The sequence below is a fragment of the Amycolatopsis sp. NPDC004772 genome (assembly GCF_053601215.1).
The window spans coordinates 1-15694 of sequence record NZ_JBSGBK010000133.1 but is presented as its reverse complement, the minus strand read 5'-3'; the positions used below and the strand labels follow the sequence as shown (position 1 = coordinate 15694).

Annotated in this window: 18 protein-coding genes and 1 pseudogene; 17 read left to right on the top strand and 2 right to left on the bottom strand. The window is 71.4% G+C overall.

The window, feature by feature from the left end:
* Positions 1 to 132: 132 nt before the first annotated feature.
* From ACWEF6_RS40760 to ACWEF6_RS40700, 13 genes and pseudogenes are all read left to right on the top strand, one after another.
* Positions 133 to 1476 (top strand): hemolysin family protein, encoded by a 1344-nt coding sequence (locus ACWEF6_RS40760; RefSeq protein WP_310972438.1) that lies wholly within the window; start codon positions 133 to 135, stop codon positions 1474 to 1476.
* On the top strand, positions 1469 to 1807 hold the full coding sequence (locus tag ACWEF6_RS40755; RefSeq protein WP_290060591.1) for a cytidine deaminase: 339 nt from the start codon (positions 1469 to 1471) through the stop codon (positions 1805 to 1807). The genes ACWEF6_RS40760 and ACWEF6_RS40755 overlap by 8 nt, the downstream gene beginning before the upstream one ends.
* Complete coding sequence (gene era, locus ACWEF6_RS40750) at positions 1804 to 2700, top strand: GTPase Era (protein ID WP_449687849.1); 897 nt, start codon at positions 1804 to 1806, stop codon at positions 2698 to 2700. The genes ACWEF6_RS40755 and era overlap by 4 nt, the downstream gene beginning before the upstream one ends.
* Positions 2701 to 2890: 190 nt before the next feature.
* On the top strand, positions 2891 to 3259 hold the full coding sequence (locus ACWEF6_RS40745; protein ID WP_310972442.1) for a CD225/dispanin family protein: 369 nt from the start codon (positions 2891 to 2893) through the stop codon (positions 3257 to 3259).
* A gap of 26 nt (positions 3260 to 3285) precedes the next feature.
* Positions 3286 to 3639, top strand: coding sequence for a CD225/dispanin family protein (locus ACWEF6_RS40740; RefSeq protein WP_449687848.1), 354 nt, complete (start codon positions 3286 to 3288; stop codon positions 3637 to 3639).
* On the top strand, positions 3636 to 4088 hold the full coding sequence (locus ACWEF6_RS40735; RefSeq protein ID WP_310972445.1) for a DUF2752 domain-containing protein: 453 nt from the start codon (positions 3636 to 3638) through the stop codon (positions 4086 to 4088). Before ACWEF6_RS40740 ends, ACWEF6_RS40735 begins: the two co-directional genes overlap by 4 nt.
* Positions 4089 to 4270: 182 nt before the next feature.
* Positions 4271 to 5359: an RDD family protein gene (locus ACWEF6_RS40730; protein ID WP_449687847.1), complete on the top strand. Its 1089-nt coding sequence runs from the start codon at positions 4271 to 4273 to the stop codon at positions 5357 to 5359.
* Between the two features lie 69 nt (positions 5360 to 5428).
* A complete protein-coding gene (locus ACWEF6_RS40725; RefSeq protein ID WP_449678613.1) occupies positions 5429 to 5884 on the top strand; it encodes a CD225/dispanin family protein in 456 nt (151 codons plus the stop codon).
* Between the two features lie 59 nt (positions 5885 to 5943).
* Positions 5944 to 6765, top strand: a complete 822-nt coding sequence (gene recO, locus ACWEF6_RS40720; protein ID WP_449678614.1) for a DNA repair protein RecO — start codon at positions 5944 to 5946, stop codon at positions 6763 to 6765.
* A 39-nt stretch (positions 6766 to 6804) separates the two neighbouring features.
* The gene (locus tag ACWEF6_RS40715; protein ID WP_449687846.1) at positions 6805 to 7620 is read left to right on the top strand and encodes an isoprenyl transferase; all 816 of its coding nucleotides are present in this window, start codon (positions 6805 to 6807) and stop codon (positions 7618 to 7620) included.
* Complete coding sequence (locus ACWEF6_RS40710; RefSeq protein WP_449687845.1) at positions 7617 to 8042, top strand: YbjN domain-containing protein; 426 nt, start codon at positions 7617 to 7619, stop codon at positions 8040 to 8042. The genes ACWEF6_RS40715 and ACWEF6_RS40710 overlap by 4 nt, the downstream gene beginning before the upstream one ends.
* Positions 8043 to 8162: 120 nt before the next feature.
* The gene (locus tag ACWEF6_RS40705) at positions 8163 to 9176 is read left to right on the top strand and encodes a permease (protein WP_449687844.1); all 1014 of its coding nucleotides are present in this window, start codon (positions 8163 to 8165) and stop codon (positions 9174 to 9176) included.
* Between the two features lie 536 nt (positions 9177 to 9712).
* Positions 9713 to 10234, top strand: a pseudogene (locus ACWEF6_RS40700) (TIGR03943 family putative permease subunit); the annotation flags it as partial.
* A gap of 386 nt (positions 10235 to 10620) precedes the next feature.
* On the opposite strand, the gene ACWEF6_RS40695 reads toward ACWEF6_RS40700, so the two are convergent.
* Both ACWEF6_RS40695 and ACWEF6_RS40690 read right to left on the bottom strand, forming a co-directional pair.
* The gene (locus tag ACWEF6_RS40695) at positions 10621 to 11034 is read right to left on the bottom strand and encodes a Fur family transcriptional regulator (protein ID WP_086839655.1); all 414 of its coding nucleotides are present in this window, start codon (positions 11032 to 11034) and stop codon (positions 10621 to 10623) included.
* The gene (locus tag ACWEF6_RS40690; RefSeq protein WP_396136944.1) at positions 11034 to 11399 is read right to left on the bottom strand and encodes an ArsR/SmtB family transcription factor; all 366 of its coding nucleotides are present in this window, start codon (positions 11397 to 11399) and stop codon (positions 11034 to 11036) included. The genes ACWEF6_RS40695 and ACWEF6_RS40690 overlap by 1 nt, the downstream gene beginning before the upstream one ends.
* Positions 11400 to 11663: 264 nt before the next feature.
* Here ACWEF6_RS40690 and ACWEF6_RS40685 point away from each other — a divergent pair, with 264 nt between their 5' ends.
* The 4 genes from ACWEF6_RS40685 (at position 11664) to ACWEF6_RS40670 (ending at position 15605) form a co-directional block, all read left to right on the top strand.
* Positions 11664 to 12752 carry a hypothetical protein gene (locus tag ACWEF6_RS40685; protein ID WP_449687843.1) on the top strand — a complete coding sequence of 363 codons (1089 nt, stop codon included), beginning with the start codon at positions 11664 to 11666 and terminating at the stop codon, positions 12750 to 12752.
* Positions 12753 to 13394, top strand: coding sequence for a class F sortase (locus tag ACWEF6_RS40680; RefSeq protein WP_449687842.1), 642 nt, complete (start codon positions 12753 to 12755; stop codon positions 13392 to 13394).
* Between the two features lie 81 nt (positions 13395 to 13475).
* Positions 13476 to 14129: a class F sortase gene (locus ACWEF6_RS40675; protein WP_449687841.1), complete on the top strand. Its 654-nt coding sequence runs from the start codon at positions 13476 to 13478 to the stop codon at positions 14127 to 14129.
* 87 nt (positions 14130 to 14216) lie between these two features.
* Positions 14217 to 15605, top strand: a complete 1389-nt coding sequence (locus ACWEF6_RS40670) for a glycine--tRNA ligase (RefSeq protein WP_449687840.1) — start codon at positions 14217 to 14219, stop codon at positions 15603 to 15605.
* The last annotated feature ends 89 nt before the right edge of the window (positions 15606 to 15694 follow it).

Here is a 15694-nt window from a genome sequence, read left to right as displayed (position 1 = left end):
CTGTTGTTTGCTCGAGCTTGCGGGTGTTCGCCCCACCCCCCCCCCCCAACGCCACATTGGGTGCGTCCAACGCAACCAACGCCACATTGGGGCGCTTGGGGCCAGACCTCGGAAACGCCCTAGGCGTCAGCCATGGAACAGCTCTTCTTCGCGATCGCGCTCGTCCTCCTGGCGGGCGTGTTCGCGGCGGCGGACGCCGCGATCAGCACCGTCTCCCAGGCCCGCGCCGACGGCCTCGCCCGGCTCGGGCTGCCCGGCGCGAGCCAGCTCGCCGCCGTCGTCGCCGAACGGCGCCGGCACATCAACCTGCTGCTCCTGCTCCGCCTCGGCTGCGAACTCACCGCCACCGTGCTCGTCACGGTGTTCGTCGGCACCCGGCTCGCCCCGCTCGGCCTCGCCGTGCTGGTCGCCGCGGTCGTCATGGTCGTGGTCAGCTACGTCCTCATCGGCGTCGGCCCGCGCACCCTCGGCCGCCAGCACCCCTACCGGATCGGCCGGTACGTCGCCGGGCCCGTCCGGGTCCTCGGCTCCGTCCTCGGCCCGCTGTCCCGGCTGCTCATCCTCATCGGTAACGCCATCACCCCCGGCCAGGGCTTCCGCGAAGGCCCGTTCACCTCCGAGGTCGAGCTGCGCGAGCTCGTCGACATGGCCCAGGAACGCGGCGTCGTCGAGGACTCCGAGCGCGAGATGATCCACTCCGTCTTCGAGCTCGGCGACACCGTCGCCCGCGAAGTCATGGTGCCGCGCACCGAGATCGTCTGGATCGAGCGCACCAAGACCGTCCGGCAGGCCCTCGCCCTCGCGCTGCGCACCGGCTTCACCCGGCTGCCGGTGATCGACGAGTCCGTCGACGACATCGTCGGCGTCGTCAACATCAAGGACCTGATGACCGGCTACCTCGACCCCGACGGGCCGAGCACGGTGGTCGACTCGGTGATGAACCAGGCGTCCTTCGTCCCCGACTCCAAACGGCTCGACGAGCTGCTCAAGGAAATGCAGCGCTCGCACAACCACATGGCGATCGCCGTCGACGAGTACGGCGGCACGGCGGGCCTGCTCACCATCGAAGACGTCCTCGAGGAGATCGTCGGCGAGATCACCGACGAGTCCGACGCCGACGAGCGGCCCGAGGTCGAGGAGCTCGACGGCGGCGCCGTCCGCGTCTCGTCCCGGATGACCGTCGACGACCTGGGCGAGCTCTTCGGCATCGACCTCGAAGACCACGACGTGGAGACCGTGGGCGGGCTGCTCGCGGAACGACTGGGTAGGGTCCCGCTGCCGGGGGCCGAAGCCGAGGTCGCCGGCCTTCGGCTGTTCGCCGAAGGGGGCAAGGACCGGCGCGGCCGCATGCGGATCACCTCCGTGGTCGTGCACCCGGCCGACGCCGAAGCCATGACGGACCCAGTCGACCGGACGCGCCGCCGCACGCGCCTGCCCCACCCCGACGAACGCGACAGGAGCGTCGAACATGCCTGACCTCGAGGCCGAGGACCAGAAACTCGTCACGCTGGCCCGGTCCTCGCGCGCCCGCATCCAGGCCCCCGAGGGCGCCGCGGTCCGCGACACCGACGGCCGCACCTACGCCGCGGGCACGGTCGACCAGCCGTCGTTCAAGCTCACCGCGCTCCAGGCCGCGGTCGCCGCCGCGCTCTCCAGCGGCGCCGAAGGCATCGAGGCCGCCGCCGTCGTCAGCGAAGAGGGCCTGCTCAAGGGCGCGTCCGTGCACGCGGTCCGCGACATCGCGAAGTACGCGCCGATCATCCTGGCCGCCCCGGACGGCACGGTCCTCGAGGTGCTCGAGCGATGACCGAGCACCGTTCCGGCTTCGCCTGCTTCGTCGGCCGGCCCAACGCCGGCAAGTCGACGCTGACCAACGCCCTCGTCGGCACCAAGGTCGCGATCACCTCCAGCAAGCCGCAGACCACCCGGCACGCGATCCGCGGGATCGTCCACCGCGACGACGCCCAGCTCGTCCTGATCGACACGCCCGGCCTGCACCGCCCGCGCACCCTGCTCGGCGAGCGGCTCAACGACATCGTGCACACGACGTGGTCCGAAGTGGACGTCGTCGGGTTCTGCGTCCCGGCGAACGAGAAGATCGGGCCCGGCGACAAGTTCATCGCCGCCGAGCTCCAGAAGATCGCCAAGCGGACCCCGGTCATCGGCATCGTCACCAAGACCGACCTCGTCCAGCCCCAGCAGGTCGCCGAACAGTTGCTTGCGCTGCAGCAAGTGATGGACTTCGCCGAGCTCGTCCCGGTGTCCGCAGTGGACGGCTTCCAGGTCGGCACCCTGGCCGACCTGCTGGTCCAGCGGCTGCCCGAGGGCCCGCAGCTGTACCCCGGCGGCGAGCTCACCGACGAGCCGGAGCAGACGCTGGTCGCCGAGCTGATCCGCGAGGCGGCGCTGGAAGGCGTCCGCGACGAGCTGCCGCACTCGATCGCCGTCACCGTCGAGGAGATGCTGCCCCGCGAAGGCCGCGACGACCTCGTCGACGTGCACGCGTTCCTCTACGTGGAACGGCCCAGCCAGAAGGGGATCATCCTCGGGCACAAGGGCGAACGGCTGCGCGAGGTCGGCGCCACCGCCCGCAAGAACATCGAGGCGCTGCTCGGCTCGAAGGTCTACCTCGACCTGCACATCAAGGTCGCCAAGGAGTGGCAGCGCGACCCCCGTCAGTTACGACGACTCGGTTTCTGACCTGCGCTTTCCCCGCCCCGGGGAGCGGTGGCGGAATTCCTGGTCTCATTTCGGTCGCGGCGGGACGAAACGCGAGGCGCGCGATGATCTCGCCCCCTACAGTCGCGGCTTCGACCACACCGCGGCCGGTCGGGGCGGCCCGCGGACCCGGTGGTCGTCCGAGGAGCACGACGAAGGGGAACGACCGACCATGACCGACAGCCAGGGCATGCCCAACTACCCCGGCGACCAGCCGAACCAGCCCGGCGGCCAGCCGAACTACCCCGGTGGGCAGCCGGGCGGCTACCAGCCGGGCCCGCCCCCGAGCAACAACCTCGTGTGGGCCATCCTGACCACGATCCTGTGCTGCCTCCCGTTCGGCGTCGTGTCGATCGTGCAGGCCGCGAAGGTCAACGGCCTGTGGGCGCAGGGTCAGACGGCCGCCGCGCAGGAGGCCGCCAACTCGGCCAAGAAGTGGGCGATCATCTCGGCGATCGTCGGCGTCGCGTGGCTCGTGCTGTGGATCATCCTGATGATTGCGGGTGTCTTCACGTTCGGCACCGGCACGACGTCATACTGACGTAGCCGAGCAGCAGGAGGATCCCGGTGACCGACCAGTACCCGCCGCCGTACCCGCCCCCGGGCGGACCGAACTACGGCTACGGCTACCCGCCGCCCAACCCCTACGGGCCGCCGCCGGACAACAACATGGTGTGGGCGATTCTCAGCACCGTGCTCTGTTGCCTGCCCCTGGGTGTGGTCGCGATCGTGAAGTCCAGCCAGGTGCAGTCGCTCTGGTTCCAGGGCGCCCACGCCGAGGCGCACAAGGCCGCGGCCGACGCCCGCAAGTGGGCGATGTGGTCGGCCATCTCGACCGGGATCCTCCTGCTGCTCTACGTCGTGTTCATCGTGGTGATGATCGTGATCGTCGGCGTCAACGCGAGTCAGCTGACGCCGTGACCACGACCGTCTACACGGGATACCCGGCCCGCGGCGCCAAAGCCAAGCTGCGCGCGCTCGGCGCGCCGATGGCCGTCGCCGCCGGGCTCGGCGCGTGCTGCGTGGCGGTCTGGGTCGGCGACCCGACCACCCCGGGCGGGTTCCTGCCCGTGTGCCCGACGAAGGCGCTGCTCGGCATCGACTGCCCGGGCTGCGGCGGCATGCGGATGGCGTACAGCCTGATGCACGGCGACATCCCCGCCGCCCTGCACTACAACGCCGTGTCGTTCGTCGTCGTGCTGCTGATGGTGTGGAGCATGGCCGCGTGGATCCTCGGGCGCCTGCGCGGCCGCGCGATGGACAGCTGGCTGCACTGGCGCTGGACACCGCTGATCTTTTCCGTCGTGTTCGTCGTCTGGTTCGTCATCCGCAACCTCCCGTTCGCGCCGTTCACGGCTCTGCACGTCTGATCCCCGGCGGCCGGGAACCGGACGGCCACGGTCCGCGTCGGACGGACGACCGATTCACCCGGACAGCTGAAGCCTGGGCGGCGCGGCCGCAGGTGAACCGAGTACGCTCCCGCGGACCGGACCGACGTGGGCGGATCCGTTTCCGCGTGTCGGGGAAGTGACCAGCGAGGGGAAGACACCCAATGACCGATCCCTACGGTCAGCAGTCCTTCGGGCAGCAGCCCGGTGGCCAGCCTCCGTTCGGCCAGCCGCAGCCGGGGCAGGCGCCGTTCGGGCAGCCCGCGCCCTACGGCCAGCCGGCGCCGTTCGGGCAGCAGGCGCCGTTCGGTCAGCAGGGCAGTCCCTTCGGTCCCTCGCGGAACTACGCGAGCTGGGGGCAGCGCGCCCTCGGCTGGCTCATCGACGTCGCCCCGATCCTCGTGCTGTACGTGATCCTCGTCCCGCTCCTGTTCATCTTCGGGAACGTCGGCTCACTGTGGGTTCTGGTGGGGGTGCTCGGCTGGCTGGGCCAGATCGCCTGGACCGTCTACAACCGGTGGATCACGCAGGGCAACACCGGCCAGTCGATGGGCAAGCGGTACGCCAAGATCAAGCTCGTCCGCGAGGACACCGGGCAGCCGGTCGGCCCGGGCATGGCGTTCGTGCGCGACCTGGCACACGCCATCGACAGCGCCGTCTGCTACGTCGGCTGGCTGTGGCCGCTGTGGGACGACAAGTCCCAGACCCTCTCGGACAAGATCGTCGGCACCATCGTGGTCAACGCCGACGCGGCCGCGCCGTTCGGCCAGCCGGGCGGGCAGGCGTTCGCCGGCGGCTACCCGCCGCCGGGGCAGCAGCCCGGTCAGTTCGGCCAGCCGCCCTCCGGCGGTTTCCCGCAGCAGCCCGCGTCCGGTGGCTTCCCGCAGCAGCCTGCGTCCGGTGGCTTCCCGCAGCAGCAGCCGCAGTCCGGCGGCTTCGAGCAGCAGCCCGCGCCGGGTGGCTTCGGCCAGCCGCAGCCGGGCGGGTTCGGCCAGCCGCCGTCGTCCGGTGGCTTCGCGCAGCCCCCGCAGCCGGGCGGCTTCGGGCAGCAGCCGCTCGCCCCGCCGCCGGGTGGGGGCGCCTTCGACGAGCAGGCGGAGCGCACCCAGATGCTGCAGCCGGGCTCCGGGAGTGCCTTCGACGAGCAGGCCGAGCGCACCCAGATGCTGCGGCCCGGCACCCAGGACGAGCCCGAAGCGACCCAGAAGATCCAGCCGGGCCAGTTCGGCCAGCCGCCGAACGAGCAGCGCTGACCCGTTCCTTCCGCACCACCGCCGGAGTTCGCCCGGCGGGAAGTTCACGAATAGTTGGGGTACAACGTCATGACCAATCCCTACGGCCAGCAGCAGCCCTACGGCCAGCAGCCGCAGCAGCCGGGCTACGGCCCGCCCTCCGGCGGCATGCCCGCGCCCTACGGCCAGCCGGCGCCGTACGGGCAGCCCGCGCCGTACGGCCAGCCGCCCACCGGCGGCTTCGGTGCCCCCGGCTACGGCATGCCCGGTGGCGGCGACATCAACGCCATCAAGGACTACAAGGGCTGGGCGATCGGCAGCATCTTCCTCTGCTGGATCCTCGCGATCTTCGCGATCATGAAGTCCAACGAGGTCCAGACGTACAAGATGCAGGGCAACTACGCGATGGCGGAACAGGCCTCGCGCACCACGAAGACGCTCTGCCTGATCGCCACCATCATCGGCGCACTGGGCTGCGTGCTGACGATCGTCTGGATCATCATCGCGGCGGTCGCCGCCAGCACCTGCTACGGCTACTACTGCTGATCCGGATTCTCCGTGGGGCGCTCCACCCCGGCATCATCCCGAAGTGGGACGATGTCGGGGTGGTGAACCTCTACCGCGACACCGGGGTGGTGTTGCGCACGCACAAGCTGGGTGAGGCCGACCGGATCGTCACCCTGCTGACGCGGCGGCACGGCAAGGTGCGTGCCGTGGCGAAGGGCGTGCGGCGGACTTCGTCGCGGTTCGGGGCCCGGCTGGAGCCGTTCGGCCACGTCGACGTGCAGTTCTACACCGGGCGCACGCTCGACGTCATCACCCAGGTCGAGACCGTCGACGCGTTCCAGCTGCCGCTGGTCGCCGACTACCAGCGCTACACCGCGGCCAGCGCGATCGCCGAAACCGCGGACCGGCTCTCGGCCGAAGAGGGCGAGCCGGTGCTCAAGCTGTACCTCCTCCTCTGCGGCGCGCTGCGGTCGCTCGCCGCCGGCGAACGCGACCCCTCGCTCGTGCTCGACGCGTTCTTCCTCCGCGCGATGTCCTACGCCGGGTGGGCCCCCGCGCTCACCGAGTGCGCTCGCTGCGGCCTGCCCGGCCCGCACGTCGCGTTCAGCGTCCCGGCCGGCGGCTCGATGTGCCAGGACTGCCGCGTCCCGGGCTCCGTGCACCCCGCGCCCGAGGTCCTCGACCTGCTCACGGCCCTGCTGCACGGCGAGTGGGAGATGGCCGAGGCGACCCTGCCCGGCACCCGCCGAGACGCGAGCGGCCTGGTCGCGGCGCACCTGCAGTGGCACCTGGAGCGGCAGCTGCGGTCCCTTCCCCTGGTCGAGCGACGCGCCCGGGAAGCTGTGCCGCCCGGGGCTTCGCCCCGAGTCGGGGGCTCCGCCACCCGAACCCCCGAAGGACAGGCGGTGCCCAAGCAGTAGGGTCGGCCCGACCGGTTAACCCATTCAGGGAGGCTCGCAGTGCTGCGCAGGGGACGCGAGAACAAGGCGTCGCGATACGAGCTGCGGGCCCCGGATCCGCACCCGTCGGGCGCGAAACCGCCGGAAATCCCGCGCGAGCTGGTGCCCAAGCACGTTGCGCTGGTCATGGACGGCAACGGCCGCTGGGCCAATCAGCGCGGCCTGCCGCGGATCGAGGGCCATAAGCGCGGCGAAGCGGTGATGATCGACGTCGCCGCGGGCGCGGTCGAGATCGGCGTCAAGTGGCTCTCGGTGTACGCGTTCTCGACGGAGAACTGGAAGCGCAGCCCCGAAGAGGTGCGGTTCCTGATGGGCTTCAACCGCGACACCATCCGCCGCCAGGTCGACTATCTCGGCTCGATCGGCGTGCGCATCCGCTGGGCGGGGCGGCGGCCGAAGCTGTGGGCGTCGGTGATCAAGGAGCTGCAGGCGGCCGAGGAGAAGACCAAGCACAACACGGCGCTGAACATGACCATGTGCGTCAACTACGGCGGCCGCGCCGAGCTGGGCGACGCCATGCAGCGGATCGCGCAGGACGTCGCCGCCGGCAAGCTGAACCCGGACAAGGTCACCGAGAAGACCATCGGGAAGTACCTGTACCAGCCGGACATGCCGGACGTGGATCTGTTCCTGCGGCCCTCGGGCGAGCAGCGGACGTCGAACTTCCTGCTGTGGCAGTCGGCCTACGCCGAGATGGTCTACCAGGACACGCTGTTCCCGGACTTCGACCGGACCCACCTGTGGCGCGCCTGCCTGGAATTCGCGAAGCGGGATCGCCGCTTCGGCGGCGCCGTCGACCAGGCGGCTTCTTCGTGAGCGCCACCGAAGCCGTCGAGACCGCGGAGCTGCTGACGCGGGCCCGGGAGGCGCTGGAGCGGTATCTCGAGGTGCACGTCGACGACGACGGCGCGCTGACGTTCTCCCACGGCGGCGTGCCGTGCGTGATCCAGGCGACCCGGCTCGGCGAAGGCCTCACCGTGCTCACGCTGACCTGCGTGGTCGGCTGGGACCTGGTGGACGAGCCCGCGCTCTCGATCGCCGTCGCCGAGCGGGCGGGCCAGGGCCTGTTCGGGACGCTCGGCGTCGGGCATTCGGACAACGGGGTCGACGTGACGCTGCGGTACGCGTTCCCGGCGGCCGGTTTGGACCCGGCGGCGCTCGGGACGTTGCTGATGCTGGTCGTGTCGACGGCTTCGCAGCTGAGGACCGATCTGCCCGGAATCGTGCCCGGCGACTGACCCGTCCGGGGTGGACTTTCCGCCGCGAACGGAGGATCGGGTACCGAAACGGACCGTGATCCTCCGTTCGCGGTCCGTGCGGGTCCCGTCTCGTCGGACGGCCCTGGCATCATCGCGGTCGTGAACATCGTTTCCGATACCGCGGCCGAGCCCGGCCGGCGCACGCGCCGGTTCCGGATCAGCTCGGTCGAAGTGCTGTGCGCGATCCTGCTGATCGCGATCCTGGCCCAGGGTTGGCTGCAGGACGTGTTCGACGTGCCCGCGTTGCGCACCGGCTCGACCGTGTTCGTCGCGGTCTGCGTGCAGGCACTGCCGTTCCTGGTGCTGGGCGTGCTGATCAGCGGGGCCATCGCGGCGTTCGTCCCCGCGCGCGTGCTGGAGAAGGTGCTGCCCCGCCGAGCGGGCGCGGCGGTCGGCGTCGCCGGGCTGGCGGGCGTCGCGCTGCCGGGGTGCGAATGCGCTTCGGTGCCGGTGGCGCGGCGGCTGATGGGGCAGGGCGTGGCCCCGGCGGCGGCGCTGACGTTCCTGCTGGCGGCCCCGGCGGTGAACCCGGTGGTGCTGGTGGCGACGGCGGTCGCGTTCCCCGGCAAGCCGGAGATGGTCCTGGCGCGCTTCGCCGGTTCGTTGGCGACGGCGATGGTAATGGGCTGGTTGTGGGCCCGCTGGGGCAAACTCGAGTGGATCACGGCGCGCGCGTTGCGGCGCCTCCCGGACGTGGCGGGCGGTCACCGGTGGCGCGTGTTCGCCGAGACAGCGCGCACGGACCTGGTCGAGGCGGGCGGTTTCCTGGTGCTGGGGGCAATGATCTCGTCGGCGCTGAACGTCCTGGTGCCGGCCCGCTGGTTCGGCGTCCTGGGCGATCAGCTGGTGCTGGGCGTGGTGGTGCTGGCGGTCCTGGCGGTGGTGCTGGCGCTGTGCAGCGAGGCGGACGCCTTCGTGGCGGCGTCCCTGACGGCGTTGCCCCTGCTGCCGAAGCTGGTGTTCCTGGTGGTGGGCCCGGCGATCGACGTCAAGCTGTTCGCGTTGCAGGCGGGCACGTTCGGGAGGTCGTTCGCGGTGCGGTTCGCGCCGGTGACGTTCGTGGTGGCGGTGGCCTGCGCGCTGGGCGCCGGATTCCTGGTGGGGGTTGCGTGAAACGGGAAACCCAGAACATCCTTTTGATCCTGCTCGGCGGCGCTTTGGTCAAGATCGCGGCCAACGGCGACTATCTGAGGTACGTCAAACCGGCCCAGCAACCTTGGATCATCACGGGCGGCGCGGTGATGGTGCTGCTGGGCGCGGTCGCGATCGTCCGCGACTTGGTGACGTCCCGACGCCCCGCACCCGACGGCCCGGGCGGCCATGGCGGCGGCGCCGAGTATGGCGAGCTTGGCGGCCCGGGCGGGCATGGCGGCCGCGCCGCGCATGGCAGCGAGGCCGGGCTTGGCGGCCACGCCGCGCACGGCAGCGAGCTCGTGCTCGGCGGCCCGGGCGGGCATGGCGGCCCCGCCGCGCATGGCAGCGAGGTCGAGCTTGGCGGCCCCGGCGAACATGGCGGCCACGCCGACCATGGCGGCCCCGGCGAGCATCGCGACCACGCCACGGATGGCGGCCGCGCCGCGCATGGCAGCGAGGTCGAGCTCGGCGGCCACGGCGAGCACGTCGACCATGCCGCGCATGTCGACCCCGGCGAGCATGGCGACCACTCGCACTCCGCCCGTCCGGCGTGGCTGCTGCTGGTCCCCGTGCTGGCGGTGTTCCTGGTCGCGCCACCGGCGCTGGGCGCGGACTCCGTGATCCGCACGGAGGCCCGCGCCCCCTCCAGTGCAGCCGTGGCCAACGCCGCGGCGTTCCCGCCCTTACCGCCGGGGAACGTGGTGCCGTTGGCGGTGAACGATTTCGTCACCCGCGCGGGCTGGGATGCGGCGGGCACCCTGAACGGCCGCACGGTTTCGCTGACCGGCTTCGTCGTCCACACCGGAGGCAGCACCCTCCTGGCGCGGCTGGTGATCAGCTGCTGCGCGGCGGACGCGTTCCCGGTGACGGTCCGCCTCCGCGGCGGCCAAGCCGACCACCTGGCGAGCGACGCGTGGATCCAGGTGACCGGCCGGGTCGTCCCGGGCACGGCGACGAAGGACAACAGCTACACCCCGGACTTCATCCCGGCCTCGGTGACACCGGTCCCGCCCCCGAAGGATCCCTACGAGTACTGACATTCGTCCAAGACGGGCGGTCAGCCTTTCCGTACTGTGCGCCGCAACCCTGGTCGCGTGCGACGAGACCGACGCGGTCGCCCGGCAGGTGGCCGCGGAAAGCGGGCCCTTCCGCAAACCTCGGCGGCCCGGTGTGCGCGGAAGCTTCCGAGAGCCGGTGACGGCCTGCTACGAATGCCAGGTCCGCGGCCGGTCAACCCGGACAAGCAGATCCCACAGCCGCCGCCAGTGCGCCCTCCGGGGAACCGACGTCGGAGTGGCCTACCGGGCCGGTGATCGGTCGACCTGCGGGACGGACTGCCTGCTCGGCTCCCGGGTGCGCGGGACGGCTCGGTCCAGTCCGGCGAAATCCCGTGCCCGGCGAAGGCCGCCTTGGAACGTCCGGGCTAGTGCTCGGCGCAGGTCCCGGTGATCTCCACCGTGTGCGAGATCTCCGAAAAGCCGTGCTCCGCCGCGATCTTCTCCGCCCAGCGCTCCACCGCCGGCCCCTCGACCTCGACCGTGCGGCCGCACAGCCGGCACACCAGGTGATGGTGGTGGTGCGCCGAGCACCGCCGGTAGATCGCCTCGCCCGAATCCGTGCGCAGCACGTCGATCTCGCCGGCCTCCGACAGCGACTGCAGCGTGCGGTACACCGTCGTCAGGCCGATGCCGTCGCCGCGTTTGCGCAGCTCGTCGTGGAGTTCCTGGGCCGAACGGAAGTCGTCGATCGTGCTGAGCAGCTCGACGACCGCGGACCGCTGCCGGGTGGATCGGCGCCCGGGGACCGGGGCCTGGCTGCGCGACGCGGCGGTGTTCATCACTTTCCTTCCTGCACGTGGGCGACGGCGTCGACCACGATGTGCGCCAGGTGGTCGTCGGCGAGGCGGTAGACGACCTCGCGGCCGCGGCGCTCGCCCTGGACCACCCCGGCGGTCTTCAGCACCCGCAGGTGCTGGCTGATCAGCGGCTGGGCGACGTCGAGCGCGTCCACCAGCTCGTGCACGCACCGGTCGGCCGCGCGCAGCTGCAGCACGATCGCGATCCGGACCGGGGCCGCCAGCGCGCGCAGCAGGTCGCCCGCGTCCGTCAGCACCGACTGCGGGGGGTGCGCCGGAGACCCTCCGGCCGCCGGGGCGCAGTCCGCGAGCCCCGGCTGGGCGCCACTCCCGGTGACCGTCGCCATTCCCGCCTCCACGCTGCCCGCGACCATGAATTCCGTAGTCATTGCCGATAACGGTGCCGCCCATCCTAGTGTTCCCCCGTCCGGGACCCCCGCCGCGGCGCCGAGCTGCGGGGTACGGCCGGTCGTATTACCCCGTTCGGGTGAGTTCGTGGGATATTGGCCCTGCGGCTTCGCATGTCGTCGCCGACGGTGCAAGGTTGTCGCGGAGCGTTTCGCCGTTTCCCGCACGCCGGCGACCCGTCCCGAGCAGAGCAGTGGGGAGACATGACGCGTTTGGTGACGAAGGCAGCCGCCCTGGCCGCCGCGGTGTTTCCGCTGGTCGGCGTGGGTGTCGCGGGTGCGCAGACCCAGGCCGTCGACGAGAAGACCGGCCCGGTCTCGTTCGCGAACATCGCCTCGGTGCGGATCGGGGACCAAGGCCAGCGCGGCGGCGCCCTGATCACCGAAACGCAACGATCCCCGCTGCTGCCCGGCCAGTCGAAGCTCGGCGCGGACCGCGTCGCGGTCCCCAAGGACGACGGCGAGCGCGCCACCTTCGGCGGGCACTACCAGATCGCCCTCGGCCGCTACAGCGCGTCACAGAACCCGTACCCGCCCGGGGTCCCGAGCCGCGACCACAACGTCTTCGCCGCGCTGCAGGCCACCACCGTGCCGACCGCCACCGCGGAGACCAACTACGCGCTGCGGGACACCTGGCAGGGCGGCACCAGGCCCGCCGACAACACCGTCCTCGTGCTCGAAGGCGCCAAGACGTCGGTGGACTGCACCGGCCCTGGCAAGTTGTCGACGACGTCGTCGGTGACGCGGCTGTGGGTGCGCCAGGCCGGCGGCGGGCTCGGGATCGTCCCGATGCCCGGCGGCAACGCCGGTCTCCAGCTCAAGAACCTGCGCCTCGGGCCGCCCGGTGACATCACCAACGCCGACCCGGCGACCACCGTCTCCGACCTCGCGCTGACCCGCGTCACCGCCTTCGACCAGCTGATCCGCCAGGACGGCTGGCGCGGGGGCGACCACACCGCGGTCGCCGGCTGGCGGGTCGAGATCACCACGCACGTCAAGGACGCCCAGGGCACCGCGCTGCAGGACGTGAAGACGAACATCGTGCTCGGCGGGGTCAGCTGCTCGATCCCGAAGGGGTTCGTCGCGAAGGCCGGCGGCCCGGCCGGTGGCACGACCGCCACCCAGCCCGCGGTGCCGACGCAGGTGCCGGCCGGCTACCTCGGCGCGGCCGCGCCCGCCACCGACGGGGACGGCTCCCGCATCCCGCTCGGCATCGGCCTGCTCTTCGGCGGGGTGTTCTTCGCCGCCGTCGCCCTGATGCTGGGCCGGCGGCGCAAGACCGGGACGGACTAGGTGCTGCGCACCGCCCTGGCCGCCGTCTCGGCGGCGCTGGCCGTGGCCGCCTTCGCGGCCGGGATCGTCGTGCTGACCTGGCTGCCGCCGTCGGCGACGCCGGTGGCCGCGGCGCCCCCGCCCGGCTCGCTGCCGGGTGAGAACGCGGCCCCGGCGGTGCTCCCCGCGGACAGCGAATCCGCCTTCCAGCAGCGGCCGGGCACGGTCCGGCTGCCCGGCGGCGCCACCGCCCGCCTGGTCCGCACCGAACTCACCGACACCGGCGTGCTGCCGATCCCGCGCGGCCTCGGCGACGCGGCCTGGTGGGGCGCCAAGCTGGGCGCGGCCCAGGGGGCGGCGCTGCTGTCCGGCCACGTGAACTGGGAGGGCAGGCGCGGGCCGTTCGACGAGCTGTGGCGCATGCGGGCCGGCGACCAGGTCAGCGTGGTCGACGCGCGCGGCGGCCGGTGGGTCTACCGCGTCGACGACGTCGTCACGCTGCCGAAGGAAACGCTGCCGGCCCAGGCCGCCCGGTGGTTCGGGCAGGACGGCCCGCACCGGCTGGTGCTGGTGACCTGCGGCGGCGACTACGTCGGCGGCACCGAGGGCTACGACGAGAACCGCCTGGTGACGGCCGAGCTGGTGACGCGCCCCACCGGCTGAACAAGGTTCGCTGCAACCCGAAGCGCCCTTCGCGGCATGCCTGTCTGTGCACTGGCCATGACAGCGAAGGAGCACAAGCCCATGCAGGAGCGGAACCCGGCGGAGCCGAAGAAGGGCTCCGGCCGCTGGTGGATCGTCGGCGTCGCCGGGGCGTTCGTGGTCGCGGCGCTGGTCGCGACCCTGCTCGTGTTCACCGGAAAGGATGAACCCGCCGGGGCGAACGGCACCGGGACGCCCGTCCCCGCCGCGAACCAGCCGGCGCCGCAGGGCACCCCCCGGAGCACCGGCAGCGACCCGGCGCAGCTGTCCCTGCCCGGCGGCGGCACCGCGAAGCTGATCCAGGAGGACCTCGACGCCGCGGGCGCGCTGAAGATCCCGGAGGGCCTCGACGAGGCCGCCTGGTGGGGCGCGAAGCTGGGCGCCGACCACGGCGTCGCGCTGCTGTCCGGGCACGTGAACTGGAAGGGCAAGAAGGGCCCGTTCAACGAGCTCTGGCAGGTCAAGCAGGGGCAGGAGGTCAAGCTGACCGACGCCGCCGGCGGCGCGTGGGTGTACAAGATCGACGCCACCGAGACCGTGCACAAGTCGGACCTCGCCGGCCGGTCCGAGCAGCTGTTCGACCCCGACGGCCCGCACAAGCTGCTGCTGGTCACCTGCGGCGGCGAGTACGTCGGCGGCAGCGAGGGCTACGAGGACAACCGCGTCGTCACGGCGTCGCTGGTGTCGCGGCCGTAGGCTCACCTGCGCGAAAAGCGGTGGGCCCCGGCGGATACCCTGGACGTTCAGTCCTGAACCGTCCCCGCAAGCTTTTCGGAGCGTGGAGTGCCCACGAACACCATTGAGAAGATCATCAGCCTGTGCAAACGCCGTGGTTTCGTCTTCGCCAGCGGAGAGATCTACGGCGGCACCCGCTCTGCGTGGGACTACGGGCCGCTCGGGGTCGAGCTGAAGGACAACATCAAGCGCCAGTGGTGGAAGACGGTCGTCCAGGGCCGCGACGACGTCGTCGGCCTCGACTCGTCGGTGATCCTGCCGCGTGAGGTCTGGGTCGCGTCGGGGCACGTCAACGTGTTCACCGACCCGCTGATCGAGTGCCTGTCCTGCCACAAGCGGTTCCGCGCCGACCAGCTCGCCGAGGAGTTCGCGGCGCGCACCGGCAAGGAGACCAGCGAGGACGACCTGTCCGAGGTGCCGTGCCCGAACTGCGGCACGCGCGGCAAGTACACCCCGCCGCGGGACTTCAACATGATGCTGAAGACCTACCTCGGCCCGGTGGAGTCCGAAGAGGGCCTGCACTACCTCCGTCCGGAGACCGCGCAGGGCATCTTCGTGAACTTCTCCAACGTCCAGACGACGTCGCGGAAGAAGCCGCCGTTCGGCATCGGCCAGATCGGCAAGTCCTTCCGCAACGAGATCACGCCGGGCAACTTCATCTTCCGGACGCGCGAGTTCGAGCAGATGGAGATGGAGTTCTTCGTCGAGCCGGGCGAGGACGAGCGCTGGCACCAGTACTGGATCGACGAGCGCACGAAGTGGTACACGGACCTCGGCATCAAGGCCGACAACCTGCGCCACTACGAGCACCCGAAGGAAAAGCTCTCGCACTACGCGAAGCGCACCGTCGACATCGAGTACCGGTTCGCGTTCAACGCCGGTCAGGAGTGGGGCGAGCTCGAGGGCATCGCGAACCGCACCGACTTCGACCTGACGACGCACTCGAACCACTCGGGCCAGGACCTGTCGTTCTTCGACCAGGCCTCGGGCCAGCGGTACCGGCCGTTCGTCATCGAGCCGGCGGCGGGTGTCGGCCGGTCGATGATGGCGTTCCTGGTGGACTCCTACGTCGAGGAAGAGGTGCCGAACGCCAAGGGTGGCACCGACACCCGCGTGGTGCTCAAGCTCGACCCGCGGCTGTCGCCGTTCAAGGTCGCGGTGCTGCCGCTTTCGCGCAACGCCGACCTGACCCCGAAGGCGAAGGAGGTCGCGGCGACGCTGCGCAAGCACTGGAACGTCGACTTCGACGACGCCCAGGCGATCGGCCGCCGCTACCGCCGCCAGGACGAGATTGGCACACCGTATTGCGTCACGGTGGACTTCGACTCGCTCGAGGACCAGGCGGTGACGGTGCGCGAGCGCGACTCGATGTCGCAGGAGCGCATCGCGATCGACAAGCTGGAGTCCTATCTGGCGGCCCGCCTCATCGGCTGCTGACCCCGGCTCTCAAGCGCCCCAATGTGGCGTTGGTTGCGTCCAGCGCACCCAATGTGGCGTTCGGGGGGGACAACGCACCCAACCCCCAC

Bases quoted from the DNA above. Each gene is read 5' to 3' on its own strand.
- ACWEF6_RS40760 (WP_310972438.1), top strand. From the start codon at position 133: ATGGAACAGCTCTTCTTCGCGATCGCGCTCGTCCTCCTGGCGGGCGTG.
- ACWEF6_RS40755 (WP_290060591.1), top strand. From the start codon at position 1,469: ATGCCTGACCTCGAGGCCGAGGACCAGAAACTCGTCACGCTGGCCCGG.
- era (WP_449687849.1), top strand. From the start codon at position 1,804: ATGACCGAGCACCGTTCCGGCTTCGCCTGCTTCGTCGGCCGGCCCAAC.
- ACWEF6_RS40745 (WP_310972442.1), top strand. From the start codon at position 2,891: ATGACCGACAGCCAGGGCATGCCCAACTACCCCGGCGACCAGCCGAAC.
- ACWEF6_RS40730 (WP_449687847.1), top strand. From the start codon at position 4,271: ATGACCGATCCCTACGGTCAGCAGTCCTTCGGGCAGCAGCCCGGTGGC.
- ACWEF6_RS40725 (WP_449678613.1), top strand. From the start codon at position 5,429: ATGACCAATCCCTACGGCCAGCAGCAGCCCTACGGCCAGCAGCCGCAG.
- ACWEF6_RS40695 (WP_086839655.1), bottom strand. From the start codon at position 11,034: ATGAACACCGCCGCGTCGCGCAGCCAGGCCCCGGTCCCCGGGCGCCGA.
- ACWEF6_RS40690 (WP_396136944.1), bottom strand. From the start codon at position 11,399: ATGGCGACGGTCACCGGGAGTGGCGCCCAGCCGGGGCTCGCGGACTGC.
- ACWEF6_RS40685 (WP_449687843.1), top strand. From the start codon at position 11,664: ATGACGCGTTTGGTGACGAAGGCAGCCGCCCTGGCCGCCGCGGTGTTT.
- ACWEF6_RS40675 (WP_449687841.1), top strand. From the start codon at position 13,476: ATGCAGGAGCGGAACCCGGCGGAGCCGAAGAAGGGCTCCGGCCGCTGG.